Consider the following 23,957-nt stretch of genomic DNA (forward strand, 5'->3'; position numbering starts at 1 on the left):
GGGACCGACGTCAGCGGCTGGGCGGTGACGTCCGGTGGCCGTCGCGTATGCACCGGCCCAGCCGTTCGAGGAACACCCGTTGCCCCACCACCAGCGGCTCCACGGCGTCTTCCAGCGGGAACCAGACGAACCGGTCGAGCTCGGGGAACTCGCGCAGGACTCCCGACCCCCTCGGCCATTCCATGGTGAAGGTGCCGGGCACCGCCTGTGCCGGGTCGAGATCTCCCTCGACGGCCCAGACCGTGACCGTCTTGCCGCCTCGGCGCGAATCGCCGAGCGGGGTCCACGGTCCCTCCGGCGGCGCCAGACCCAGCTCCTCCTGGAACTCCCGGCGGGCGGCGGCCTCCGGCCGCTCCTCCGGGCCGTACTCCCCTTTGGGAATCGACCAGGCACCGGCGTCACGGCCCGACCAGAACGGCCCGCCCATGTGCCCGAGAAGCACGTCGGCGCCCCTGTCCGTGACCCGGTACAGGAGAAGGCCCGCGCTTCGTTTGCCCGACATGCGGTCAAGTCTGGGCGCGGGCAGATCGCGTCGCCATTCGTGGGCCGGGGGGTGGGGGCGCGCCCGGCCCGGTCGGTTCGAGCACCGTGTGGAGAGGAACGGGGCGCCGTGCGGAGAGGGCCGGGGTGCCGGTGTGGAGTGACACGCCGGAGCTTTGGAGTGACGCTGCCGGTCCGATCGAATGAGCCGTCGGTCTGATCGTATGAATTGTTGCGCCATTCGGGGGTGCCCGGCCGTTGACCAGGTCCTGAGCCGCCTGAGCCAGGCGTTGCCCGGCCATCCCTGGGTAGGCGGGTGAAGACCGCCTTGGCTCTCGAAGCGCAGGAGATGACATGCCCGGAATGATCGAGCGCATCAAGCAGTTCGCCCGCGGCCCGCAGGGGCGACGTGTGACGGAGCAGGTACGGCGGGCCTCCGCCGATCCGAGGAAGCGTGCCCAGGCCCGTCAGCTGCTCGGCAAGCTGCGCGGAAGGCGCTGAGGGCGCGTCCGGCGCCGGACTGTGTCTTCGTGGCCTTCTTGGCCTTCCTGGCCTTCGTGAGTCGAGTGGCGTCGCCGGACAGAAGCCACGGTCTCGCGCCGGCTCGTCTCACACTGTGAGGCAGAGGCCATGACACACGATTGCCGATCACATAACCGGGCACCAGCAGAAGACAGCGGACGGACCGGTCGCTGTGCGGGAACCTTGTACAGGAACCATCCGACGGCAGGCCCGTCCGGAGCGGGTGCCGGTCCTTGACGGAGGGAGTGATTTCCATGCGTGCGTATGGGCACGCCCGGCGGCGTTCCGCACGGGCCACGTACATCCTGCCCCGGTCGGAGACGTCCGCCCGCTGGGCGAGGCATTTGACGGCCGCCTACCTCAACCGCGGCTGCGGTGAACGGGTGCCCGCGGACCAGGTGGAGGACGCGACGCTGGTCGTCTCCGAACTGGTCACCAACGCCACCCGCCATGGACGCGGCTGTTGCCGGCTGCAACTGAGCGTGGTGAGCGGACGGGTGACCGTCGAGGTACACGACCGCAGCCCCGTACAGCCACGGCTGCGTCAGGCGGACATCCTGTCCGAGGGCGGCAGGGGCATCGCGATGGTCCGCGAACTCTCGCGCCGGTTCTCCGTGCTCGGAACTCCGGGCGGGGGCAAGACCGTTCAAGCGATCCTCGCCTGCTGAGCCTGCTGAGCCTGCTGAGCCTGCTGAGCCTGTCTAAGGCGGCTAAGGCGGCTGAGGTGAGAGAGGCGCCGCACATGCAAGGCGCTCGGGCGCGGTGCGTCAACAGGAATGCGGAATGCGTGGCGTGCTCTCCGGCCGCGCGGCCGGAGAGCTTCCGTTTCGGGTCCTTCCCCTCCGGGGCCGAAGGGGGAGACGCTCGCACAGGCCGGGACCATGCTGCGTGGCGCGGGACGGGCGAGCGTACGGCTGCGCCCACGCGGAGCCTCCCGGTGAAGCAGACCGCCGCCTGCGCCACCGCCACTGCATCCGCTCCTGCGCCCCCGCGCTCCCGGCTATGGCGCCTGGTTGTCCGCCACGACTCCGTCGATGGCGTCCGCGACGGTGTCGAAGTACCGGGCGTGCGCGTGGTGACTGCCCGGGGTCTCCGGATTCCACGCCACGAACCGCGCCCGCTCCTCGATGGCACGCCAGTGCGCGTTGCCCTGGAGCTGCTCGCGAGGCGTCGCGTTCGCGCGGACGTCGGTGAGCACGATGTCCGGTTCGAAGGCGGCGGCCTCGGACCATTCGACCGTACGCCAGTTGGACCCGGATCCCGCCTCGGGATCGATCAGTCCCACCCCCAGCTCGCCGAGCGCCCGCAGATCCGGCCAGTTCAGGGGCCGGGCCAGATGCACGGTGTCCGGTCCGGCCGCCGAAAGAGCCAGTACCCGGGGCGCGTCGGGCCGCGCCGCCGACGTACGCAACCGGGCCTGAGCACGCTCCAGTTCCGTCGCGGTCGGCCGGCGAGGCGAACGCAGAGAGGCGGCCAGCGCCGTGAACCGGTCCCTGATGCCGTCGAGCGACCGCTCCTTGCCCACATCGAGGACGACGACGGGCAGCTGCTCCTCCAGATGCTTGGCCGCCTCCGGGTCGATGCCGTACACCTGCCCGCCGCCGTAGCTGACGGCGACCACCAGATCCGGCTCGGCCGCGTAGAGAGCATCGAGGTCCAGAGCGCCGCCCGCGCCGAAGGTACGCAGGCCGGCGAGGGGAAGCTCGCCCGCCTTCGCCGGGTCGGGGGCGTCCCCGTCATGGTGGGAACCGAAGATTCCCAGTGGACGCAGACCGTGGTCCCACAGCGTCGCGCCCGCCTGTATGTAGGCCACCACCCGGGTCGGGTGGTGTGGTGACACGGCCAGCTGGCCGCGGTCGTCGGTGAACTCCCAGCTGTTGCCCGGGTTCATGTCTCGCCTCGTTCCGCTCGTGTTGGTGCGGTGTTTTGTGCGCGGCACTCGTGCGCGGGTTCGCACGGGTGCCACCGACTCCATGCCCAACACGGGGCGCCCGGACTCTTACGGTGCGTATATCGCGGCCAGAGGGCTTTCCCGCGGGCGCACTTCGTGGACACGCCCTACGGCTCGACAAGACCTGCCCTGATCGCGTAACGGGTGAGCTCGAGACGGTCCCGCAGCCCGAGTTTCTGCAAGAGGTTGGCGCGATGGCGCTCGACGGTCTTGGCGCTGATGAGCAGGATGCCGGCGATCTCCTTCGAGGTGTGTCCCTCGGCCACCAGCTTCAGGATCTCCTCCTCGCGCGGCGTGACGGCGTTGTCCGGGATGCTGTCGCCCTGCCGTACCCGGTCGAGATAGTTCCGGATCAGGGCCGTCACCGCCCCGGGGTAGAGGAACGGTTCGTCGCGCATCGCCGCCCGGCATGCCTCCAACAGGTCGCGGTCGGCAACGGATTTGAGAACGTAGCCACTCGCCCCGGACTTCAACGCCTCGAAGAAATACTGCTCGTTGTCGTACATCGTGAGCATCAGGATGCGCGTCTCCGGCTGGATCCGGGAGAGTTCGCGTGCCGCCTGAAGGCCGGTCATACGCGGCATCGCGATGTCCAGGATCGCCAGGTCGGGCCGGTGGGCACGGGCCATCCCGACGGCCTCGGCGCCGTCGCCCGCCTCGGCGACGACCGTCAGGTCCGGTTCGTTGTCGAGGATCAGCCGGACTCCCCGGCGGACCAGGGCGTGATCGTCCGCCAGGAGAATGCGGGTCTTTGCCGTCTCGGCCATGGTCAGTCGCTCCTCTGGTTCTCGTCGCCGATCGGCACGCGCAGTCGTATGTGGGTCCCGCCGCCGCGCCCGGGACCGCGCCCCACGGAGACCTCGGCGCCGATGAGCAGGGCGCGTTCCCGCATCCCGCGGATGCCCGCGCCCTCCGGCGCCGTACCGATGCCCCGGCCGTCGTCGCCGAGGAACAACTCCACACCCACGGGCGTGTGTTCAAGCGCGAGTTCGGCCCGCCGCGCGTCCGCGTGGCGGACGATATTGGTGAGACCCTCCTGGGCGACCCGGTACAGGACCAGTTCGACATCCTGTCCCAGCGGCGGCAGCGTGGCGTCGAAGCCGAGCCGGACGGACAGCCCGGTGTGCGTGGTGATCTCGTTGGTCAGTGCCTTGAGGGCGCTGACCAGGCCCAGTTCCTCCAGGACACCGGGGCGGAGCCGACGGGCGATCCGGCGGATCTCGTCCAGGCTGTCCCGCGTCGTCTCCTGTACGTGGCGCAACTCGGCCCTGAGCGGTGCGGGTGCCCGGTCGGCGACCCGCTTCAACTCCAGCAGGACCGCGGTGAGGGTCTGGCCCACCTCGTCGTGCAACTCCTGCGCGATCCTGCGCCGTTCCGCCTCCTGGGCCCGGAGCGCCAGACCACTGCTGGCCGCCCGTTCGGCCTCCAGCCGGTCGAGCATGGTGTTGAACGTCATGATCAGGCCGGCGATCTCACCATGTCCCGACACCGCGGGCCGACGACCGGGGCGCAGCAGGTCGGTCGTGGTCATGGCCCGGGTGAGCCGTTGCAGCGGAGCGAGCCCGATCCGCAGCAGCGCGGCGTTGGCGACGAGCATGGCCACCAGCCCCAGAACCATGATCAGCGCTTCGGTGAGCAGTACCGGTGCGGAGACGGTGACGGGGCCGAGCAGCAGCAGCGCGGTGGCCGCGAACAGCACGGCGGCGTTGAGCAGAAAGATCCGCCAGAACAGGGACACGGAACAGGGCCTCCTCGCCGTGGACGACGCCCCCACTATCGCCCGCCCGCGGTGAGCGATACGACAATCGCCCCCACACTCGTCCTTCCCCCTGGGCGACGCCGGCCGCGTCTGCATGTCGGGCACCCCCGGATCTGGGTGCTGACGCCGATGGCGGCCGGGCGCCGCGCCGGGTGATCGTGGAGGCGCGGCAACCAGCGTGGACACCGGCGCGGCGGGACGCGGGGCCGAGGGGCAGGGACGCCGGGTGAGGGCCCACGCGTACGCGACCGACCGCGCGGGGAGGAACGCCATGGCGGCCGACGAGGACCGACGGCTCGGTGACCTGGCCGAGCAACTGCGCCAGGACGACCCGCGTTTCGCCCACGCCTTCGAGCACGGGCTCCCGTGCCGCCCACGCGAGTACCGGCACGGCACGACCTGGCTCATGCTGGTGGTCGCGCTCGGTGGACTCGCCCTGGGCATCGTCATCGGCCACGGGCTGCTCATCGCGGGCGGACTGGTGCTGGCGGGGGCGGCCGGACACCGCTTCGATCCCGACCGGGGCCGGTGGTCTGCCCCTGACCAAGGCCGGACCACGACAGATTGAATGACCGTCTTCATCTCATAAACGACAAATAGCACATTTTATTTTACGTTAAAATGGTGTGCGAGTGACCAGCGCTCTCTTGAGCGATGGGGCACTCATTACAGAGATGCTGGGCGGTCGGCCGAATACGCGGGTCTGAGGGGGCGGTTCCTATGCGCGCACCCCTGTCGATTCCCCGCGCGCGGCCGACTGACGCGGCGTCAGTCCCGTCGCGGGTGCCCTTACCGGTGCTGCCCCGCGGCGCGTGACGCAGAATCCCTGTCCGGCGGTGGGCGGCGCGTCCGGCCTGCCGCGCGCCCAGGGGCCCTCATGCCCGCATTCCCTCACGCCACGCCCGCATGGAGCCGTTCCTATGGAGCCCACAGCTCACGTCAGCAAGACCACCCTGCCCGGGGTCGGCACCCGCTACGACCTCAACACCGAGGCGGGAAAGCATCTGTCGGTCGTCGTGCACCAGGACGGGCGGCGCATTCTCGCCTTTCACGATCCCGAGGACGACGACAACTGCAAGGAGGCCGCGGCCCTCGACCCGCACGAGGCGACCGCCCTCTCCAAGCTCCTGACGCCCGACCCCGTCGCGCATCTGCACCAGCATCTTGAGATCGATCTGCTCACCGAGCACATCCCGGTCACCAAGCGGTCCCCGTACGTGGGCAGGACGCTGGGCGCCACCCAGGTGCGCAGCCGCACCGGCGCCTCCATCGTCGCCGTCCTGCGCCGCACCGACGCATTCCCCTCGCCCACCCCGGACTTCCGCTTCGCCCTGGGAGACACCCTCGTCGTCGTGGGTACCCGGGAGGGCGTGGACGCCGTCGCCGAACTGATCACCGGAGGATAAGGGTCCCGTGCACGAGACCACCGCACTGCTCATCGAACTCGGGGCCATCATCCTGGGCCTCGGGATACTCGGCCGGCTTGCCGGTCGAGTGGGTTTCTCCGCCATTCCGCTCTACCTGCTCGCCGGGCTCGCCTTCGGACATGGCGGCTTGATTCCGCTCAACGCCAGTGAGGAGTTCATCGCCACCGGCGCCGAGATCGGCGTCATTCTGCTGCTGCTCCTGCTGGGGCTGGAATACAGCGCATCCGAACTCGTCACGAACCTCAAGACCCAGTACCCCTCCGGCATCGTCGACTTCGTACTGAACGCCGTGCCGGGCGCCGCCGCCGCGCTGATCCTGGGCTGGGGGCCGGTCGCCGCGGTGGCCCTGGCCGGTGTCACCTGGATCTCCTCCTCCGGTGTGATCGCCAAGGTCCTCGGTGACCTCGGACGGCTCGGCAACCGTGAAACGCCGGTCATCCTCGGTGTTCTGGTCATCGAAGACCTCGCCATGGCGGTCTATCTGCCACTGCTCACGGCCCTGCTCGCCGGCCTCAGCCTGGCGGGCGGCAGCCTCACGCTGCTGATCTCGCTCGGTACGGTCGGCGCGGTCCTCTACCTGGCCCTGCGCCACGGCCGGCTGATCAGCCGCGCGGTCTCCTCCGACAACCCGGAGATGCTGCTCCTCGTCGTCCTCGGCCTCACGGTCCTGGTCGCCGGAGTGGCCCAGGAACTCCAGGTCTCCGCGGCCGTCGGCGCGTTCCTCGTCGGTATCGCGCTCTCGGGCGAGGTCGCCGAGGGCGCGCACAACCTGCTCGCCCCGTTGCGCGACCTGTTCGCCGCCGTCTTCTTCGTCTTCTTCGGCCTGAGCACCGATCCGGCCGCCATTCCGCCGGTCCTGGTACCGGCCCTCATCCTGGCCGCCGTCACCACCCTGACGAAGATCGGCACCGGCTGGTACGCGGCGAAACGGGCCGGAGTCAGGACGGCCGGCCGCTGGCGTACCGGCGGCACGCTGGTGGCGCGCGGCGAGTTCTCCATCGTCATCGCCGGTCTGGCGGTCGGTGTGGAGCCGCGGATCGGGCCGCTGGCCACCGCGTACGTCCTCATACTGGTGATCCTCGGCCCGCTGGCCGCCCGCTGGACCGAGCCCCTGGCCCGGCGGATCCTCCGGCGGTCCGCCTCCGCTCCCGCGTCCGGTTCCGGTACGGCTTCCGCGTCCGCGGCACCGGCCGTGGGCGACCCGGCGTCGTCCGAGGTGTCCGAGACGCCCGAGGCGCCCGAGACGCCCCTGCCGGAACCGAAGGGCACGGCGCCCTCTCGCGGTTGAGCGGTCCTCACGGGCGAGCGGGCGGGATCTCTCCCGCTGTGTACGAGCCCTCGGGGACGGCGAAAGGGGCACAGGACGCTCGGCCGGCGTCCTGTGCCCCTGCTGGTTCCGGTGCCCTGCTGGTTCCGGTTCGGGTTCCGTTTCCGGTCCGGCGTCAGACCCCGACGCCGAAGTCCGACGCGATCCCCGCGAGTCCGGCGGCGTATCCCTGGCCGACCGCGCGGAACTTCCACTCCGCGCCGTTGCGGTACAGCTCCCCGAAGACCATTGCGGTCTCGGTGGCCGCGTCCTCGCTCAGGTCGTAGCGGGCCAGTTCGGCGCCGCCGGCCTGGTTGACCACACGGATATAGGCGTTGCGCACCTGGCCGAAGCTCTGGCCGCGGTTCTCGGCGTCATGGATCGAGACCGGGAAGACGATCTTGGCGACCTCGGCCGGCACGCCCGCCAGATTCACCTTGACGACCTCGTCGTCGCCCTCGCCCTCGCCCGTGAGGTTGTCGCCGGTGTGCTCAACCGAGCCGTCCGGGCTGGTGAGGTTGTTGTAGAAGACGAAGTGCCGGTCCGAGCCGACCTTGCCGGACTCGTCACAGAGCAGGGCGCTGGCGTCGAGGTCGTAGTCGGTGCCGGTCGTCGTCCGGACGTCCCAGCCGAGGCCGACAAGGACAGCCGTCAGTCCAGGTGCCTCCTTGCTGAGCGAGACATTGCCGCCTTTGGACAGGGAAACTCCCACGCTGCTCCTCCTGAGCTGAACCGAATCGATGATCGCAAACAAAATCTACAACACTGTAGAAGGTGGAGGGAAGGGTGCTGGTGAGGCGGCGGAACGAGCGCGGGGGAGGCCGGGCTCAGTAGCATGTACGGCTGCCCCGTGCTGAGGCGGCACGGCTGGAGGGAGACACACCGTGAGGGACACATCGTGAGGGTTCACGGCAGTCCGGACGAGCGCCCCCGCCGGCGCGGCCAGGGCGAACTGGAGGCCCAGGTCCTCGCCGCGCTGAGCCAGGCGCCGGGCCCCGTCACGGCCGCCTGGGTGCAGGAACGCCTCGGCGGCGGTCTCGCGTACACGACGGTGATGACCATCCTGACCCGGCTCCAGGCGAAGCGGGCGGTCACCAGGGAACGGGCAGGCCGCTCCTTCGAATGGCGCGCGTCGTCCGACGAGGCGGGGCTCGCCGCCCTGCGGATGCGCAAGGTGCTGGACGGGGAGGCGGACCGCGAGGCCGTACTGGCCCGGTTCGTCACCACTCTCTCCCCGGACGACGAGCGGCTGCTGCGCGATCTGCTCGGGCTGCCCGAAGACGGGACCGACGTTTTGGACGCGCCCGGCGACCCGGGCAGGTCCGATGTCGCGGGCGGGTCCGACGACTTGGACGAAGACGGCTCGGACAGGACGGAGGGCTGACGCGGTGGGCGTGTTCGTCTTTCTGCCGCTCGTACTGCCGCTGACCGCGCTGCCCATCGCCCGCCTGGCGGAGCAGCATCTCCATCCCCGTATCGCCACCCGGCTGCTGTCGGCGCTGGCCTGCGTCCTGGCGGTCTGCAGCACCCTCTGTCTGGGACTGCTGGTGGTGGTCGGTACCGCGCAACTGCCGGGCAACCCGCTGCCCGACGGCTGGTCGGACCCCGAGGTACGGGAGGCGGTTCCGTACGACGAGGTCGCCGGAAAGGTGGCCATAGTCGCCCTCTCCGCGGTCGCCGTGGGCTGCGCCACGGCCGCCGGGCGTCACCGCCGGGTGCGCCGCCGCGCGCACCACGCGCTGGCGGGACTGCCCGACGGCGAACTCGCCGTGCTGACCGACACCGCCCCGTACGCCTACGCCCTGCCCGGCTCCGGACCTCTGCCCGGTTCCGGACCCGGTGCCGGGGCGCGCGGACGGATCGTGGTGTCGACGGCCATGCTCGCGTGCCTGGGCACCCAGGAGCGGGAGGCCCTGATCGCGCACGAACACGCGCATCTCCATGGGCAGCACCACCGGTTCCTGCTGGCCGTACGGCTCGCCGCGCGTGCCAATCCGCTGCTGCGTCCGCTGCGCTCGGCGGTGGCGTACACGACCGAGCGCTGGGCGGACGAGGAGGCGGCCCGGGTGACCGGCGAGCGTACGGTCGTGGCGCGCGCCATCGGCAAGGCCGCGCTCGTCTCCCGGGGCACGCCCACGCCGACGCTGGCCGGTTTCGCCGCGCCGGGGCCAGGTCCGGTGCCGCGCCGGGTGGCCGCCCTGCTGGGGCCCGCGCCGTCGGCCGTCAGCTGGCCGCCGGTCTTCACCGCGGTGGGCCTGGCCGCCTGGACGGCGGCGGCCGGAACTCTCGGCTCCGCCCTGTCGTCGGCGAACGCGGCGGTCACGCTCCTCCTCGTCCTGAAGGCCGCCACCCCGCTGTGAGCGGTGGAGGCGGAGAGGGAGCGGCACCCGTACGGGAGGCACCGAGGCGCTGAGCCCGCCCGCAGCCAGGCCGGTTGCGGGCGGTCAGGTGAGACGCGGGTCAGGTCGGGACGCGGGTCAGGTCGGGACGCGGGTCAGGTCGGGACGCGGGTCAGGTCGGGACGCGGGTCAGGTCGGGACGCGGGTCAGGTGAGGACACAGGGCAGGTCAGGCCCGCGAGGGCTTGGCCGCGGTGGATCCGGCCGCCTGCGCGATATTGCGTGCCATCCCGCCGAACACCACCGCGTGGAACGGCGAGACGCTCCACCAGTACGCGTGCCCCAGCAGCCCTTGCGGATGAAACACCGCCCGCTGCCGCAATACGCTCCGCCCTCCGCCGTCCGGCCTCCGGTCGTCGGAGCCCCCGTCACCCGGGCCCGCGCCGTCCCCGGCCCCGTCGCCTTCCTGGTCCTCGCCGACCCCGTCCGCCCGCAGCTCCAGCCAGGCGAGCCCCGGAAGCCGCATCTCCGCGCGCAGCCGCAGCAGCCTGCCGGGCTCGATCTCCTCCACCCGCCAGAAGTCCAGCGAGTCACCGACCCGCAGCCGCTGCGCGTCCCGTCTTCCCCGGCGCAGCCCGACGCCGCCGACCAGCCGGTCGAGCCATCCCCGTACCGCCCAGGCCGGGGGGAAGGAGTACCAGCCGTTGTCGCCGCCGATGCCCTCGATGACGCGCCACAGCGACTCGCGTGACGCGTTCACCGTCAGTTCGCGATGGTCGGTGTAGAGACTGCCGCCGGCCCAGTCAGGGTCGGTGGGCAGGGGGTCGCTGGGCGCGCCGGGCACCGAGGCGGACGACCAGCGGGTGGTCACCTCGGCGTCCTGGATGCGCCGCAGCGCCAGTTCCACCGCGTGGTCGAACGAGACCGGGCCGTCCGGCGGATCGGGGATGTACCGCGCGATGTTCCGTTCGCGGCAGATGACCTCATGGCGCAGCGACTCCGCCAGCGGCCGGGCGATCGAGCGCGGAACCGGAGTCACCAGGCCGACCCAGTGGCTGGACAGGCGCGGCGTCAGGACCGGCACCGGAAGGATGAGCCGCCGCGGCAGCCCGGCCACCGCCGCGTAGCGCTGCATCATGTCGCGGTACGTCAGCACCTCCGGTCCGCCGATGTCGAAGGCCCGGTCGATCTCCTCGGGCAGCCCGGCACAGCCGACGAGATACCTGAGCACGTCCCGTACCGCGATCGGCTGGATGGACGTACGCACCCAGCTCGGCGTCACCATCACCGGAAGGCGCTCCGTGAGGTAGCGCAGCATTTCGAAGGAGGCGGAGCCCGAGCCGATGATGACCGCCGCCCTCAGCACCACGGTCGGAACCCCCGAGCCGAGGAGGATACGGCCGACCTCGGTACGTGAGCGAAGGTGTGGTGAGAGCCGGTGTTCCGGTACCCCCTCCGGAGTGAGGCCGCCCAGATAGACGATGCGCCGGACGCCCGCCGCCTTCGCCTGCTCGGCGAAGATCCGGGCCGCCCGGCGGTCCGTGGCCGCGAAATCCCGGCCGGTGCCCAGCGCGTGCACCAGGTAGTACGCCACATCGACTCCGGCCATGGCCGCGCCGACCGACCTGGCATCGGTGACATCGCCGCGTACGACCTCGGCGCGGCCGACCCAGGGGTGATCGCGCAGTTTCTCCGGCGTCCGGGCGAGCGCGCGCACCCTGTGGCCCGCGTCCAGCAGCTCGGGCACCAGCCGGCCGCCGATGTAGCCCGTGGCACCGGTGACGAGACAGCGCGGCCCCGGGCCGTCGGTGTCCGGCCGCGTCCCCGACTGCCCGGCTTCCCTGTCCGTCGTCATGTGCCGCTCCTTCGAGGCCCCCAGGACGAGCGTGTGCCCGGAGCCGGGGATCAGCAAGACGGCGGGCGCGTTACGCCACGGGTCGGACGACGCCACGGAGCCGGGGCAGCGATGGTGAATCCGGGACAGCGGTGACGCGGAGGACTGTGCGGCCGACGGCTCAGCGGGCCGTGAGCGTGGTGCTCTCCGGCCTCATCGGCGGCTCCGTCGGTGCCGGCAGGACCGGCCCGAACAGCACCGCACGGACGACATCCGGTGCGAAGAGCGCGCTGACCGGCGCCGTCAGCGCGCACGCGGCAAGGAACGCGGCTCCGACCACCGGATCACCGGGGGCACGTTCGATCACCCGCGCCATGTACCAGGCCGCCGGACGGTCCACCGCCCGGGTCCTGGCCGCGTCGCCCCGCGCTCCCGGCAGATCCCTGTCCGCCCCGGACACGATGTCCCAGGCCTGCTGCGAGGCCTTGAACAGGGCGAGCTGCACACGGTGGGTCGTGGGCGTACGGCGGTGGCCGGCCAGCGCGTCGCGCAGCGCGAGCGCGCTCAGCGCGGCGACCGCGATGCCCTGCCCGTACACCGGGTTGAAGGCGCACAGCGCGTCACCGGTGGCGAGGAAACCGGCCGGACGACGGCCCGGACGGTCGTACCGGCGACGGACGTTGGCCGTCGCGCGGAACGCGTGCACGGGCGACTCGGGCTCGGCCCTCAACAGCCAGTCGTGCAGCACCGGATGGGGGAGCCGGGTGGCGAAATCGGTGAACGCGGCCCCGTCCGAGGGGGGTTCGCTGCCGCGCAGCCCCGAGAGCGTGACGAGATACCGGCCGCCCTCGATGGGCAGGGCGACCGCACCGCGAGGCTCGTCGTGGCCCGGCACGAAGTAGTAGCCGACGCAGTCCGTCCCCTCGTCGCTCCGCACATTGCCGTAGAGACGGGTCGCGTAGGCGAGTCCCGTGTCGAGGGTTTCCTCATGAGGTGGTTCGGCGCCGATCGCGGCCAGCCAGCCGGGGGCCCGCGAGCTTCGCCCGGAGGCGTCCACGACCAGGTCGGCGGTCAGCGACCGTACGTCGTGACGGGTCCGCGCCCCGCGCTCGCGCAGCCGTACGCCCCGGACCCGCCTGGAGTCGCCCAGCAGCCCGACGACCTCGGTACCGTCCACCGCCGTGATCCTCGGATCGGCCAGCACCCGGCGCCGTACCAGCCACTCCAGCAGGGGGCGGGAGCCGGTGAGGAGATGGGCCGTGGCGGCGGTACGCCGGTAGAAGCGCCGGTTCTGCCACTGCACCATGTCCCTCGGCATGCCGACCCGGGGCGCGCCGTGCTCACGCAACTCGGCGACGGCCCCGGGGAGCAACTCCTCCAGGGCCTTCTGCCCGCCCTCCAGCAGGACGTGGATGTGGTGGCTCTGCGGAACACCCGCCCGCGTCACCGGCCCGTCCGGGAAGCGGTCGCGCTCGACGACGGTCACACGGCCGGCGTGGGTGCTGAGCGCACGTGCGGCCAGCAGCGCCGCGATACTTCCGCCGATGACCACCGCGTGGCGTCCCTGGCGGCCAGGGGAGTGGTACGGCTCGTCCGCGCCCGGCGTGCCGATCTCCGCGCCTGCCGAATCCACCATGCGTTTGTCCCTCCGGGCCCCTGCTGCCGCGGGCGCCGGTGCCGGCGCCGCCACCGATTCACGCCGGTTCAGTATTCCTGCGGCACGATGCCCGGATCACGACGACTCCGCGCCGTTTTCGGCGAATCCCCACGCGGGAGTGTCCCGTTGTTGACGCGGCTCCTGCCGGAGACGGCACGGATCGTACGGGCGCGCGGGCCCGGTCCGGCGTCACACTTTCGCGGGACGACGCCACATGTCGTGTCATGCGGATCCGGCGTCACACCTTGCGGTACTGGTACGCCTCCGACGCCGCGGCCACCACCGCGTCCAGGTCTCCACCCGCGGAGGCCGTGACCACCGCCGCCACGGCGCCCTCCACGAAGGGGGCGTCCACCAGCCGCGTGTTGTCCGGCAGTTCGTCCCCCTCGGCCAGCAGCGTCTTGACGGTCAGTACGGCGCTGCCGAGATCCACCAGAATGGCGACGCCCTCGCCGCGGTTCACCGCCGCTGCCGCCGTCGAGATGAGCTCGGAACTGGTGCCGAGCCCGCCGTCCTGGGTGCCGCCGGCCGGTGCCACCGGGGCGATGGTGGCGCTGCCCGTCAACCCCTGTGCCAGGGCGGCGACGGCCGTGGCCACCGCCCGGCTGTGCGACACGAGAACGATGCCGACCGGCGCCTCGATGCTCATGTCAGGCCTCCTCCGCCGTCGCCGCGAGGGTCGACATCAGCAGGGCGGCGGACGTGGCGCCCGGATCCTGGTGCCCGATGCTCCGCTCGCCCAGATAGCTCGCCCTGCCCTTGCGCGCCTGGAGCGGTACGGTCGCCAGCGCGCCCTGGTCCGCCGCCTCGGCCGCCGCCGCGAACGACGTACCGAGCGCCTCGACCGCCGGCTCCAGCGCGTCCAGCATCGTCTTGTCCCCGGCCTTCGCCCCGCCCAGCTGTGCCACCGCCGCCACGCCGGTGCGCAGTGCCTCGGTCAGTTGCGCGGGGGTGACCTCGGCGGAGTCGCCGAGTGCCTTGCCCGTACGGCGCAGGAGCGTCCCGTACAGCGGCCCGGACGCACCGCCCACCGTGGAGATCAGCTGCCGTCCCGCGAAGGACAGTACGGCGCCGGGGCCGGCGGGCGGCTCCTTCGCCAGCGTCGCGGAGACGGCCCGGAAACCACGCTGGAGATTGCTGCCGTGGTCGGCGTCGCCGATGGCCGAGTCCAGTTCCGTGAGGCGGTCCGCCTCCCGCTCCACGGCGGCGGCCATGGCCGTCAGCCAGCGGCGGAAGAAATCGGCGTCGAGCATCCGGCCGGCATTCTGATCGATCACGTGATCTCCTCGCCCCTCGGGTCGTTCCCCGCCGTCTGCGCTGCCCCTGACATCCCTGCCGTCTCTGTCGCCCCTACCCGTCCCTGCCGTTCTCAGCGGCCCCAACGGAGCGCGGCGGTCTCCACCGGCGCGTCCCACAGCCGCAGCAGTTCCTCGTCGACCTGGCACAGAGTCACCGAACAGCCTGCCATGTCGAGCGAGGTCACATAGTTGCCGACGAGCGTCCGGGCCACCGGAACCTTCCGTTCCGCCAGCACGCGCTGCACCTCGGCGTTGAATCCGTACAGCTCCAGCAGCGGCGTCCCGCCCATGCCGTTCACCAGCGCGATCACCGGCCCCGAGGGACGCAGATCCTCCAGCACCGCGTGGACGGCGAAGTCGGCGATCTCGCGCGAGGTCATCATCGCGCGCCGCTCACGGCCGGGCTCGCCATGGATCCCGATGCCCAGCTCCAGCTCCCCCTCGGGCAGATCGAAGGTGGGGCTGCCCTTGGCGGGCGTACTGACGGCGGTCAGGGCCACACCGAAACTCCGCGCGTTCTCGTTCACCTGCCGCCCGATCGCCTCGACCCGCTCCAGCGGAGCCCCCTCCTCGGCCGCGGCGCCTGCCAGCTTCTCGACGAACAACGTCGCACCCGTACCGCGCCGCCCCGCCGTATACAGGCTGTCGGTCACCGCGACATCGTCGTTGACCAGCACTTTCGCGACCTGAATGCCTTCGTCCTCGGCCAGCTCGGCGGCCATGTCGAAGTTCAGGACGTCGCCCGTGTAGTTCTTGACGATGAACAGCACCCCGGCCCCACTGTCGACGGCGGCCGCGGCGCGCACCATCTGGTCCGGGACAGGAGAGGTGAAAACCTCACCGGGACAGGCGGCCGAGAGCATCCCGGGCCCGACGAAGCCACCGTGCAACGGCTCATGCCCGGACCCGCCCCCGGAGACCAGCCCCACCTTCCCGGCGACGGGGGCGTCCTTCCGTACCACCACACGGTTGTCCACGTCGACGGACAACCCGGGATGCGCCGAGGCCAGACCCCGCAGGGCATCGGCCACCACGGTCTCCGGCACATTGATCAACATCTTCAAGGGGTGCCTCCTGAGTAGTCAGCGGCTGTGCCCTCTGACCGGCGTTTGCAGGTCAGAGGGCATGCGCACGCTTTTTGATCTTGGCGATACGCGGCGCTTCGGAGCGAGGGCAGGCGGTACGTGCGCCGACCTCACGCCGACTCGTCCGATGCATCGTCAGCTCCCTGTAGGGGTCCGGCGCGGCGGTTTGCCGCCCCCTTCCAGTATCGATCGAACCCGGCCAAGTGGCACGGCATAGGACGAGATCACGGGGCGAGGCGTGCGCGGCTCCGCCTTGTTCCAGCGGGTCCCGGCCGAATGACGGCCGGTGCGGTCAGGCGCCGCTGGTGTCCGTCGGTGTCGCCTCGCCGAGCATGGCCAGAGTCAGCACGTTGCCGCAGATGCCCCAGCCGCCGTCGGGGACCTCTTCGACCAGAACCATGGTGGTGTCGCGGGCGCGCTCGCCGTAGATCTCGACATACAGCTCAGTGGTGCGGGTGACGATCTCCTCCTTCTGCTTCGGGGTGAGGGTCTTCTCGGGGACCTTGAAGTTCGCGAAAGGCATGGCTGGTTGTTCCTTCTCTCGGTGGGGCGTTACAGGGAGCCGCCTGCGGTGAGCGGGCTGCCCAGTCCGATGCGGCGGAAGAAGTCGGCGCGGAGGCGGTCGGCGACCGCGGAGACGACTTCGCTCGATGGGGTGGCCGCGGGCGGTTCAGACGATTCCGCCGTTGGCGCGGATGACCTGTCCGTTGATCCAGTGGCCGGCCGGGGAGGCCAGGAACGCGACGACCTCGGCGATGTCGGCCGGGGTACCGAGGCGCTCCAGCGGGGGCTGGGCGGCCAGGCGGGCGATGGTCTCCTCGTCCTTGCCGTCCAGGAACAGGTCGGTGGCCGTGGGGCCGGGCGCGACGGTGTTGGCCGTGACGTCCCGGCCCCGCAGTTCCCGGGCCAGGATCAGAGTCAGCGCCTCGACCGCGCCCTTGCCGGCGGCGTACGCGCCGTAGCCCGGGAAGGCCAGCCCCACCACGGACGTGGAGAACGTCACGATCGCGCCGCCGGGGCGCACGCGACGGGCGGCCTGCTGGACGACGACGAACGTGCCGCGGATGTTGGTGCGGTGCAGATCGTCCAGGACGGCCAGGTCCAGCTCGGCGATCGGAGCCAGGTGCATCCGCCCGGCCGCGTGCACGACGACATCGACGCCGCCGAACTCTCCTTCGGCCTTGTCGAACAAGGCCGCGACCGCGCGTTCGTCGGCGACGTCCGCGCGCACTGCGATCGCCCGCCCACCGCCGGTGACAGCCTCCTTCACGGCTGCTTCGGCCTCGTCCTGGTTGCCGGCATAGCCGACCACGACGGCGTACCCGTCGGCGGCCAGCCTGCCGACGGTCCGGCGGCCGATGCCGCGCGAGCCGCCGGTGACGATCGCGACACGGGGTGAGGCGGGGGGCCGGGCCGAGGCAGCGGTCCCGTCGGGGGAAGTGGGGATGGGCATGGCTGACTCCTGTGATGGATGGGCGTCGGGCCGCGGCCTTGCCGTTGCCCTGCTGCGTCCTCCACGATCGGCCGGTCTTCCATCCCGGGCCAGGGCTGCGTCTACCCGGGGGATGCCACCCCCTGGCTGCGCTCTGGCCTACGAGCGACCATGGAGTGGTGAACCTTCCAGAACTCGGTGCCTTCCTCAGGACACGCCGCGACCGCATCCGCCCCGCGGAGGTCGGTCTCCCCCAAGGCCCGCGCCGGCGCGTCCCCGGGCTGCGCCGCGAGGAAGTCGCGCAGCTGGCAGGGCTGTCAGCCGACTACTACACCGAGCTGGAACGCGGCAGCGCGAAGAACGGCGTGCAGCCCTCGGCCCAGACCCTGGCCGCGCTCGCCCGAGCCCTGCGCCTGAACGGCGACGAGCGCGACCACCTGTTCCACCTGGCCGAACGGCTGGTCCCCCCGTCGGCGCACGGACCATCGGCACACGTGCAGCCCGCGCTCCTCGGACTCCTGGACCGGCTGTCCAACACCCCCGCGCGCGTCATCACCGACCTGCACGAAACCCTGGTGGAGAACGACCTGGCCCTGACCCTGCTCGGCAAGTCCCCGGCACACCGCGGCCCGGCGGCGAGCTTGGTGTACCGCTGGTTCACCGACCCGCAGGCGCGCGAGATCTACCCGCCCGAGGACCACCCGCACCACTCCCGGGTGTTCGTGGCCGACCTCCAGGCAGCCGCCGCCCGGCGCGGCCGGGACGCGGAGGTCACGAAGATGGTCGCCGTGCTACGCCGCCGAAGCCAGGAGTTCGCAGCGCTCTGGGACACCCACGACGTCGCGGTGCGCCGCACGGACCACAAGAGGATCGTCCACCCGATGCTCGGCGTCATCGAACTCGACTGCCACAACCTCCTCAGCGAGGACGGACGGCAACGCCTGCTGTGGTTCACCGCCCCGCCCGGAAGCCCGGGAGCCGAGCAGCTGGAACTGCTGTCTGTCGTCGGGACCCAGGAGCTGAGCGTCATGGAGGGCACGCACCGCACAGGGGAGTCGCGTGTGCCCGGTAAGGGCTCCGCCGCGTTGGGAACAGGTTGATCAGCATCTTCGTATCGGCCGAACCCGGCCAAGTGGCACGGCGTACGACGTGCCGCTTGGCCGGGACGCGAGGCACCTAGACCTTGCGCCAGCGGGCGTTGGCCCAGGAGAAGACCCCGAAGGCCATCAGGCCGAGCGCCGTCAGCACCAGCAGCCAGGGCCCGGCCGGAGTGCCGGTGAAAGCGCGCAGGGTGTCGTCCATGCCCTTCGCCCTGCCGGGCTCGTGCTGGACGGCTGCCGTGAGGGCGAAGGCGCCCGCGACGGCGAAGACGGCGCCACGTGCCGTACCGCCGAAGACCCCGACGCAGTCGACGGCCTTACGCGCGTTCTTCGACATCTCGGACATCGTCAGGTGCTTGTGGAACTTGCGCATGAGCGCCCTGACGGCGATCCACACACCGGCGGCGGCCACCGCCACGCCGACGATTCCGACGATCCACTGCCCGCCGGGCCAGTCCAGCGCCCTTGCGGTGACGTCCTGGGAACTCTTGTCGGAGCTGCCGCTGCCGCTGCCTTCGTCCCCGGCCGCGTAGGACAGCACGGAGTACGAGACAAATCCGTAGAAGACGAAACGGCCTGCGGCCATCGCCCTCTTGCTCGCCTTCCGGCCGTCGGGACCCGCCTGGCCGAAGGCCGCTTCGGACAGCCGCCACAGGGCCATCCCGGCGAGTGCTGTCCCGAGCAGGTACAGCAGGACGGTGCCGAACGGCTTGTGGGCGATTTCGGCGACCGCTCCGCCGCGATCCGCCTGCCCGCCTCCGCCGCCACCGGAGAAGGCGATCCGCAGGGAGAGGACGCCGATCAGCATGTAGATGACCCCGCGGGCGACGAAGCCCGCGCGGGCTCCCGCCGCGACCGCGGTGCTGTTCGCCGCGCGTTCGGCCTGTCCTTGTGCGCGTTTCGTTGCCGATCTGGGAGTCATGGCCTACCGGATGCCCTCGAAGGGGGACCGGATGCCCTCGAAGGGGGAATCGATCCCCGAGGGGGCCTCTCCGCTTTGTCGAACAGCGTCTCGGACATGGGTTCAGCGGCGGGTGGGGGATCAGCGGGCGACAAGGAGTGGAAGAGACGCCAGGCCACGCATCAGGCGTGTGTGCCGCCACTGGAGCTGATCGGACGGTACGGCGAGCCTGAGGGCGGGGAAGCGCGTCAGGATCGCGCGTAGAGCGATCTCGGCTTCGGCCTTGGCCAGAGGCGCGCCGAGGCATCGGTGAATGCCGTGGCCGAAGGCGAGGTGGCCGGTGGCGTCCCGGCTCAGGTCGAGCCGGTCCGGTGACGGGAGACGTTCCGGGTCGCGGTTGGCGGCGCCGATCGCGATCTGTACGGGTACGCCGGCGGGGACCGGCGTACTGCCGAGAGTGATGGCCTCCGTGGTGTAGCGGAAGGTGGCCGTGCTGACGGGTGACTCGAAGCGGAGCAATTCGTCCAGCGCCGCCGGGACGCGGTCGGGGTTGTCGCGCAGGAGTGCAAGCTCGGTGGGGTGCTGGAGCAGAGCCAGGACGGCGTTGCCGATGAAATGGGTGGTGGTCTCGTGTCCCGCGACGAGGAGGAGCACCGCGAGGGAGACGAGTTCGTCCTCGCTCAGCTGGTCCGCGCCGTCGCGGGCCGAGATCAGGCGGTCGAGAAGAGCGTCGCCGGGGTGGCGGCGCTTGGCGGCGACGAGGCTCGTCATGTAGTCCGCCATGGCGTGCGAGGCCGCGTCGATCAGATCGGGTTTTCCGGCGGCGAACAGCTCGGCGGACCAGCGCCGGACCTCGGACCGGTCGGCCTCCGGTACTCCGAGCAGTTCGCAGATCACGATGACCGGCAGGGGTACGGCGAGGTCGGCGACGAGGTCGACCTCGCCGCCGTCGGGCCATCGATCCAGCAGGGCGTCGGTCACCTGACCGACGTAGGGACGCAACCGGTCCGCCGCACCGGTGGTGAACGCGTTGGTCACCAGCCGGCGAAGGCGCGTGTGCTGGGGTGGATCACAGGCCAGCATGGTCCGCGCCACCACGGGGTGCAGACGGCGTGAGGACGCTTTGCCGGCGAAGAACGCGGCGGTGTCCTTGGAGAGCCGCGGGTCGCGGAGGGCCTGCCGGGCTTCGGCGTATCCGGTGACCAGGTAGCCGGCGTGTCCACCGGAGCCGCTGGAGACGGACCGCACCGGGTCCTGTGATCGTTGCCCACATGCCATCGTACGATCCTATCGCCACGGACAGGCACGGACGGACGCGGAGCGTAACCGCAGGTTGGCTTGCGTCCGCCCGTCTCAGAACGCCCACCGCGTATGGGTGTACACGCCGTCGTCCCGGCCGAAGCCGTACGCCGTGGCCGGGGCCACCGCGAAGACCGTCACGTCCCCCTTCCGGAACGCGTCCCCGATCCCGTGGAAGGTGCCCTCCGGCGAGGTGATGTGCGGCCCGTACTTCGACTCGTACGCCGCGACCACCTCCTCCAGTACGCCCGGATCGGCAACCGGCTCCGCCTCGCCCTCCACGATGAGGTCGAGCCCTTCGGTGAGCGAGTTCCGCCCGGTGGTCAGTGCGCAGTGCGCGCCATGAGCGAGGTTCTTGGCCTTCTGTTCCGTCTTGCCGGTGGAGAAGTACAGCACGCCGTCGTGCCAGGCTGCGATCACGGGAGTGACATGCAGCCGGCCGTCGGGCCGCACGGTGGACACCCAGAAGATCTCGGCGGCCCTCAGCTGCCGCTGGGCCTCGGCCCACTCGGTGGCGGTGGCGTTCGCGGCACCCGGGCGGGGATTGAGCGCGGAGCTGTAGCGGGTGTCGAGTTCGGTCGTGGGTCCCTTTGCGGGTCCTTGTGCCGGCATGGCGGATCTCCTTCCCTCTCCCCCCACTGACGACTGTTCCCCCATTGACGACTGGCCGTCGGCGCCGAAGTCATCGCCAGGCCTGTTTCTGTCCCTTCCTCCGATGATCCCTCGTCCGTCTGGATCACGGGCCGGCACCGCGGTGAGGGGGCGGGGGGGGGGGGGGGGGGGCGCGGGCCCCCCCCCCCCCCCCCCCCCCGACGGGTCAGGCGGGCAGTTCCGTGCGGACGGTGCGGGCGGCTGTGACCAGGTTCTCCAGGGACGCCTTGGTCTCGGGCCAGCCGCGGGTCTTCAGACCGCAGTCGGGATTGACCCACAGCCGTTCGGCGGGAATGGCCTCCAGTCCCTTGCGGAGCAGCGCGGCTGCCTCGTCCGCGTCGGGTACGCGCGGGGAGTGGATGTCGTACACGCCGGGTCCGGCCTCGCGGGGGTAACCGTGTGCGGCGAGTTCGCGTGCGACCTGCATGTGGGAGCGGGCCGCCTCCAGGCTGATGACGTCGGCGTCGAGGTCGTCGATGGCCTGGACGATGTCGCCGAACTCGGCGTAGCACATGTGGGTGTGGATCTGGGTGTCCGGGCGTACGCCGCTGGTGGTGAGGCGGAACGACTCGGTTGCCCAGTCCAGGTACGCGGCGCGGTCGGCGGCGCGCAGCGGCAGTGTTTCGCGCAGGGCGGGTTCATCGACCTGGATCACCGAAGTGCCGCTGGTCTCAAGGTCGTTGACCTCGTCGCGCAGAGCGAGGGCGACTTGGCGGGCGGTGTCGCCGAGGGGCTGGTCGTCGCGGACGAAGGACCAGGCAAGCATGGTGACGGGCCCGGTGAGCATGCCCTTGACGGGGCGGTCGGTGAGCGACTGGGCGTACGAGGTCCAGCGCACCGTCATCGGTTCGGGGCGGGAGATGTCGCCGGCCAGGACGGGCGGGCGGACGTAGCGGGTGCCGTACGACTGCACCCAGCCGTGCTGGGTGGCGAGGTAGCCGGTGAGCTGTTCGGCGAAGTACTGCACCATGTCGTTGCGTTCGGGTTCGCCGTGCACCAGGACGTCGATCCCGGTCCTCTCCTGGAAGGAGATGACCTCGCGGATCTCGTCCTCGATGCGCTGTTCGTACCCCGTGGTGTCGATCCGCCCCGCGCGCAAGTCCGCGCGGGCCGTGCGCAGTTCAGCGGTCTGCGGGAACGAGCCGATGGTGGTCGTCGGCAGCAGCGGCAGCTTGAGGTGGGCGCGCTGGGCGGCGGCACGCTCGGTGTACGGCTGGGAGCGACGGCCGTCGGCGTCGGTGACGGCTGAGGTCCTGGCCCGTACGGCCGGATCATGGGTGATCGCGGAGTTGGCGCGGGAGACGAGATCGGCGCGGTTGGCGGCGATCTCCGCGGTGATGGCTCCGGTTCCCTGGGCCAGTCCCTTGGCCAGGGTGACGATTTCGGTGGTCTTCTGCCGGGCGAAGGCGAGCCAGCGCAGGATCTGCGGGTCGATGTCCCGCTCGGCCGCGGTGTCGAGCGGTACGTGCAGGAGCGAGCAGGAGGCCGCCACGTCGACCCGGTCGGCCAGACCGAGGAGCGTCCCCAGAGTGGACAGGGACTTCTCGAAGTTGTTGATCCAGATGTTGCGGCCGTTGACGACGCCCGCGACGAGGCGCTTGCCGGGCAGTCCGCCGACGGCGGCGAGGTCTTCGAGGTTGGCGGCGGCCGCCTCGGTGAAGTCGAGCGCCAGGCCCTCGACCGGTGCCTTCGCCAGGACGGGAAGGGCCTCGCCGAGACGGTCGAAGTAGGAGGCGACGAGCAGCTTCGGACGGTCGGTCAGGCCGCCGAGTTCACGGTAGGCGCGGGCGGCGGTGTTCAACTCGGCGCGCGTGCGGTCCTGGACGAGCGCGGGCTCGTCGAGCTGGACCCACTCGGCGCCGGTGGCACGCAGGTCCGCGAGGACCTCGGCGTAGACGGGCAGCAGCCGGTCCAGCAGGGTCAGCGGTTCGAAATCGGCCGCCACGCCGGGGGCGGGCTTGGCGAGCAGAAGATAGGTGACGGGGCCGACGAGGACCGGGCGGGCCGTGTGCCCGAGCGTGATGGCCTCCGTCAGCTCGGCGACCTGCTTGGCGGAGTCGGCGGTGAAGACGGTGTCGGGGCCCAGCTCCGGGACGAGGTAGTGGTAGTTGGTGTCGAACCACTTGGTCATCTCCAGCGGCGCCACGTCCTGGGTGCCGCGGGCCATCGCGAAGTAGCCGTCGAGTGCGCCGGCCGTGACCGCGTCACGGTGTCGCTCGGGTACGGCACCGACCATGACGCTGGTGTCCAGGACATGGTCGTAGTACGAGAAGTCGCCGGTCGGCACCTCGTGGACGCCGGCGTCCACCAACTGCTGCCAGTTGGCCCGGCGCAGGTCTGCCGCCGTCTCCCGGAGGGCCTGGGCGGTGACGCGGCCCTTCCAATAACCCTCGATGGACTTCTTCAGTTCCCGGTTCGGGCCCTGGCGGGGGTAGCCGTACACGGTGGCCCGTGCTGCCGCGGCCGCGGACTTCGCTGTCACGGAAATCTCCTTCGCGAGATGACTCCTTGAGATCCCGGAGACGGGACGCGAGCGCGAAGGGGTGACGAACCCGACGGACCCATGTCACGCCTGGGGCGCGCTCGTCCGTCTGGTATGTACGCCGACCCGCCCACGAGGTCACCGGGATATCCGTACGCGATCGGTCACGTACGGGCAACGGGCAGGTCTTCGGACTCGCGGGCACATCTGCCGAGGCAGATTCCTACTGGCCGTCGCTTCCCGGATCCGAGGCCGGATCCAGTGCGTATGACGGCGGTCGTTCCCGCTCACCGCTGCGGGGCAGTCCCGGATTCCCACCGGGTTCCCTCTTACGACGCGCCTGCCTGGCGGACAGGGCGAACCAGCTGCACCCGCCAGCCTAGGGCGTAGCCAACCCCTTGGTCGCCCCCGCCCCTGTTCCGGAAGGTGACATGA

The 23,957-nt window shown here is 71.2% G+C and carries 24 protein-coding genes and 1 riboswitch; of the genes, 8 read left to right on the top strand and 16 right to left on the bottom strand.

Features of this window, described 5'->3' with window-relative positions; genetic code table 11:
* Positions 1-10: 10 nt before the first annotated feature.
* Positions 11-502, bottom strand: coding sequence for an NUDIX domain-containing protein (locus ACIOJD_RS15545; protein WP_401913140.1), 492 nt, complete (start codon positions 500-502; stop codon positions 11-13).
* A 332-nt stretch (positions 503-834) separates the two neighbouring features.
* On the opposite strand from ACIOJD_RS15545, the gene ACIOJD_RS15550 reads away from it, so the two are divergent.
* Both ACIOJD_RS15550 and ACIOJD_RS15555 read left to right on the top strand, forming a co-directional pair.
* Positions 835-981 carry a hypothetical protein gene (locus ACIOJD_RS15550; RefSeq protein ID WP_401913143.1) on the top strand — a complete coding sequence of 49 codons (147 nt, stop codon included), beginning with the start codon at positions 835-837 and terminating at the stop codon, positions 979-981.
* A 275-nt stretch (positions 982-1,256) separates the two neighbouring features.
* Positions 1,257-1,670, top strand: a complete 414-nt coding sequence (locus ACIOJD_RS15555) for an ATP-binding protein (RefSeq protein ID WP_401913146.1) — start codon at positions 1,257-1,259, stop codon at positions 1,668-1,670.
* Positions 1,671-2,002: 332 nt separating this feature from the next.
* On the opposite strand, the gene ACIOJD_RS15560 is transcribed toward ACIOJD_RS15555, so the two are convergent.
* The 3 genes from ACIOJD_RS15560 to ACIOJD_RS15570 form a co-directional block, all read right to left on the bottom strand.
* Positions 2,003-2,893 (bottom strand): ABC transporter substrate-binding protein, encoded by an 891-nt coding sequence (locus ACIOJD_RS15560; RefSeq protein WP_401913148.1) that lies wholly within the window; start codon positions 2,891-2,893, stop codon positions 2,003-2,005.
* 167 nt (positions 2,894-3,060) lie between these two features.
* A complete protein-coding gene (locus ACIOJD_RS15565; RefSeq protein ID WP_401913151.1) occupies positions 3,061-3,720 on the bottom strand; it encodes a response regulator in 660 nt (219 codons plus the stop codon).
* 2 nt (positions 3,721-3,722) lie between these two features.
* Positions 3,723-4,691, bottom strand: a complete 969-nt coding sequence (locus ACIOJD_RS15570; protein ID WP_401913154.1) for a HAMP domain-containing sensor histidine kinase — start codon at positions 4,689-4,691, stop codon at positions 3,723-3,725.
* Positions 4,692-4,890: 199 nt separating this feature from the next.
* Between ACIOJD_RS15570 and ACIOJD_RS15575 the strand changes: the two genes are divergently transcribed.
* From ACIOJD_RS15575 to ACIOJD_RS15585, 3 genes are all read left to right on the top strand, one after another.
* Positions 4,891-5,280, top strand: coding sequence for a DUF3040 domain-containing protein (locus ACIOJD_RS15575; RefSeq protein ID WP_401913157.1), 390 nt, complete (start codon positions 4,891-4,893; stop codon positions 5,278-5,280).
* Positions 5,281-5,632: 352 nt separating this feature from the next.
* Positions 5,633-6,118, top strand: coding sequence for a cation:proton antiporter regulatory subunit (locus ACIOJD_RS15580; RefSeq protein WP_401887873.1), 486 nt, complete (start codon positions 5,633-5,635; stop codon positions 6,116-6,118).
* 7 nt (positions 6,119-6,125) lie between these two features.
* Positions 6,126-7,427, top strand: coding sequence for a cation:proton antiporter (locus ACIOJD_RS15585; RefSeq protein WP_401913160.1), 1,302 nt, complete (start codon positions 6,126-6,128; stop codon positions 7,425-7,427).
* Positions 7,428-7,581: 154 nt separating this feature from the next.
* On the opposite strand, the gene ACIOJD_RS15590 is transcribed toward ACIOJD_RS15585, so the two are convergent.
* Entirely contained in the window at positions 7,582-8,157 is a 576-nt protein-coding gene (locus tag ACIOJD_RS15590) for a TerD family protein (RefSeq protein WP_401913163.1), read from the bottom strand.
* Between the two features lie 123 nt (positions 8,158-8,280).
* Here ACIOJD_RS15590 and ACIOJD_RS15595 point away from each other — a divergent pair, with 123 nt between their 5' ends.
* Positions 8,281-8,829: a BlaI/MecI/CopY family transcriptional regulator gene (locus tag ACIOJD_RS15595; RefSeq protein WP_401913166.1), complete on the top strand. Its 549-nt coding sequence runs from the start codon at positions 8,281-8,283 to the stop codon at positions 8,827-8,829.
* Positions 8,830-8,833: 4 nt separating this feature from the next.
* Entirely contained in the window at positions 8,834-9,805 is a 972-nt protein-coding gene (locus ACIOJD_RS15600) for a M56 family metallopeptidase (RefSeq protein ID WP_401913169.1), read from the top strand.
* 207 nt (positions 9,806-10,012) lie between these two features.
* On the opposite strand, the gene ACIOJD_RS15605 is transcribed toward ACIOJD_RS15600, so the two are convergent.
* The 7 genes from ACIOJD_RS15605 to ACIOJD_RS15635 form a co-directional block, all read right to left on the bottom strand.
* Positions 10,013-11,638, bottom strand: a complete 1,626-nt coding sequence (locus ACIOJD_RS15605; RefSeq protein ID WP_401913172.1) for an SDR family oxidoreductase — start codon at positions 11,636-11,638, stop codon at positions 10,013-10,015.
* A 160-nt stretch (positions 11,639-11,798) separates the two neighbouring features.
* Entirely contained in the window at positions 11,799-13,253 is a 1,455-nt protein-coding gene (locus tag ACIOJD_RS15610; protein ID WP_401913175.1) for an NAD(P)/FAD-dependent oxidoreductase, read from the bottom strand.
* 259 nt (positions 13,254-13,512) lie between these two features.
* The gene (gene dhaM / locus ACIOJD_RS15615; protein ID WP_401913178.1) at positions 13,513-13,923 is read right to left on the bottom strand and encodes a dihydroxyacetone kinase phosphoryl donor subunit DhaM; all 411 of its coding nucleotides are present in this window, start codon (positions 13,921-13,923) and stop codon (positions 13,513-13,515) included.
* 1 nt (position 13,924) lies between these two features.
* On the bottom strand, positions 13,925-14,527 hold the full coding sequence (gene dhaL / locus ACIOJD_RS15620) for a dihydroxyacetone kinase subunit DhaL (protein ID WP_401913909.1): 603 nt from the start codon (positions 14,525-14,527) through the stop codon (positions 13,925-13,927).
* Positions 14,528-14,643: 116 nt separating this feature from the next.
* Complete coding sequence (gene dhaK / locus ACIOJD_RS15625) at positions 14,644-15,636, bottom strand: dihydroxyacetone kinase subunit DhaK (protein WP_401913181.1); 993 nt, start codon at positions 15,634-15,636, stop codon at positions 14,644-14,646.
* Between the two features lie 313 nt (positions 15,637-15,949).
* On the bottom strand, positions 15,950-16,180 hold the full coding sequence (locus ACIOJD_RS15630) for a tautomerase family protein (RefSeq protein ID WP_401913184.1): 231 nt from the start codon (positions 16,178-16,180) through the stop codon (positions 15,950-15,952).
* A 147-nt stretch (positions 16,181-16,327) separates the two neighbouring features.
* Positions 16,328-17,110 (bottom strand): SDR family oxidoreductase, encoded by a 783-nt coding sequence (locus tag ACIOJD_RS15635; protein WP_401913187.1) that lies wholly within the window; start codon positions 17,108-17,110, stop codon positions 16,328-16,330.
* Positions 17,111-17,268: 158 nt separating this feature from the next.
* Here ACIOJD_RS15635 and ACIOJD_RS15640 point away from each other — a divergent pair, with 158 nt between their 5' ends.
* Positions 17,269-18,189 (top strand): helix-turn-helix domain-containing protein, encoded by a 921-nt coding sequence (locus ACIOJD_RS15640; RefSeq protein WP_401913190.1) that lies wholly within the window; start codon positions 17,269-17,271, stop codon positions 18,187-18,189.
* 76 nt (positions 18,190-18,265) lie between these two features.
* Here ACIOJD_RS15640 and ACIOJD_RS15645 read toward each other — a convergent pair whose 3' ends face one another.
* From ACIOJD_RS15645 to metE, 4 genes are all read right to left on the bottom strand, one after another.
* Entirely contained in the window at positions 18,266-19,111 is an 846-nt protein-coding gene (locus ACIOJD_RS15645; protein WP_401913193.1) for a DUF1206 domain-containing protein, read from the bottom strand.
* A gap of 120 nt (positions 19,112-19,231) precedes the next feature.
* Positions 19,232-20,368 carry a cytochrome P450 gene (locus ACIOJD_RS15650; protein ID WP_401913196.1) on the bottom strand — a complete coding sequence of 379 codons (1,137 nt, stop codon included), beginning with the start codon at positions 20,366-20,368 and terminating at the stop codon, positions 19,232-19,234.
* A gap of 75 nt (positions 20,369-20,443) precedes the next feature.
* The gene (locus tag ACIOJD_RS15655) at positions 20,444-21,001 is read right to left on the bottom strand and encodes a pyridoxamine 5'-phosphate oxidase family protein (RefSeq protein WP_401913199.1); all 558 of its coding nucleotides are present in this window, start codon (positions 20,999-21,001) and stop codon (positions 20,444-20,446) included.
* A 205-nt stretch (positions 21,002-21,206) separates the two neighbouring features.
* Complete coding sequence (gene metE, locus ACIOJD_RS15660) at positions 21,207-23,522, bottom strand: 5-methyltetrahydropteroyltriglutamate--homocysteine S-methyltransferase (protein WP_401913202.1); 2,316 nt, start codon at positions 23,520-23,522, stop codon at positions 21,207-21,209.
* A 162-nt stretch (positions 23,523-23,684) separates the two neighbouring features.
* A riboswitch (cobalamin riboswitch) is annotated at positions 23,685-23,885 on the bottom strand.
* Positions 23,886-23,957: the final 72 nt, after the last annotated feature.

Source organism: Streptomyces sp. NPDC088116 (assembly GCF_044741745.1).
Classification (GTDB): Bacteria; Actinomycetota; Actinomycetes; order Streptomycetales; family Streptomycetaceae; genus Streptomyces.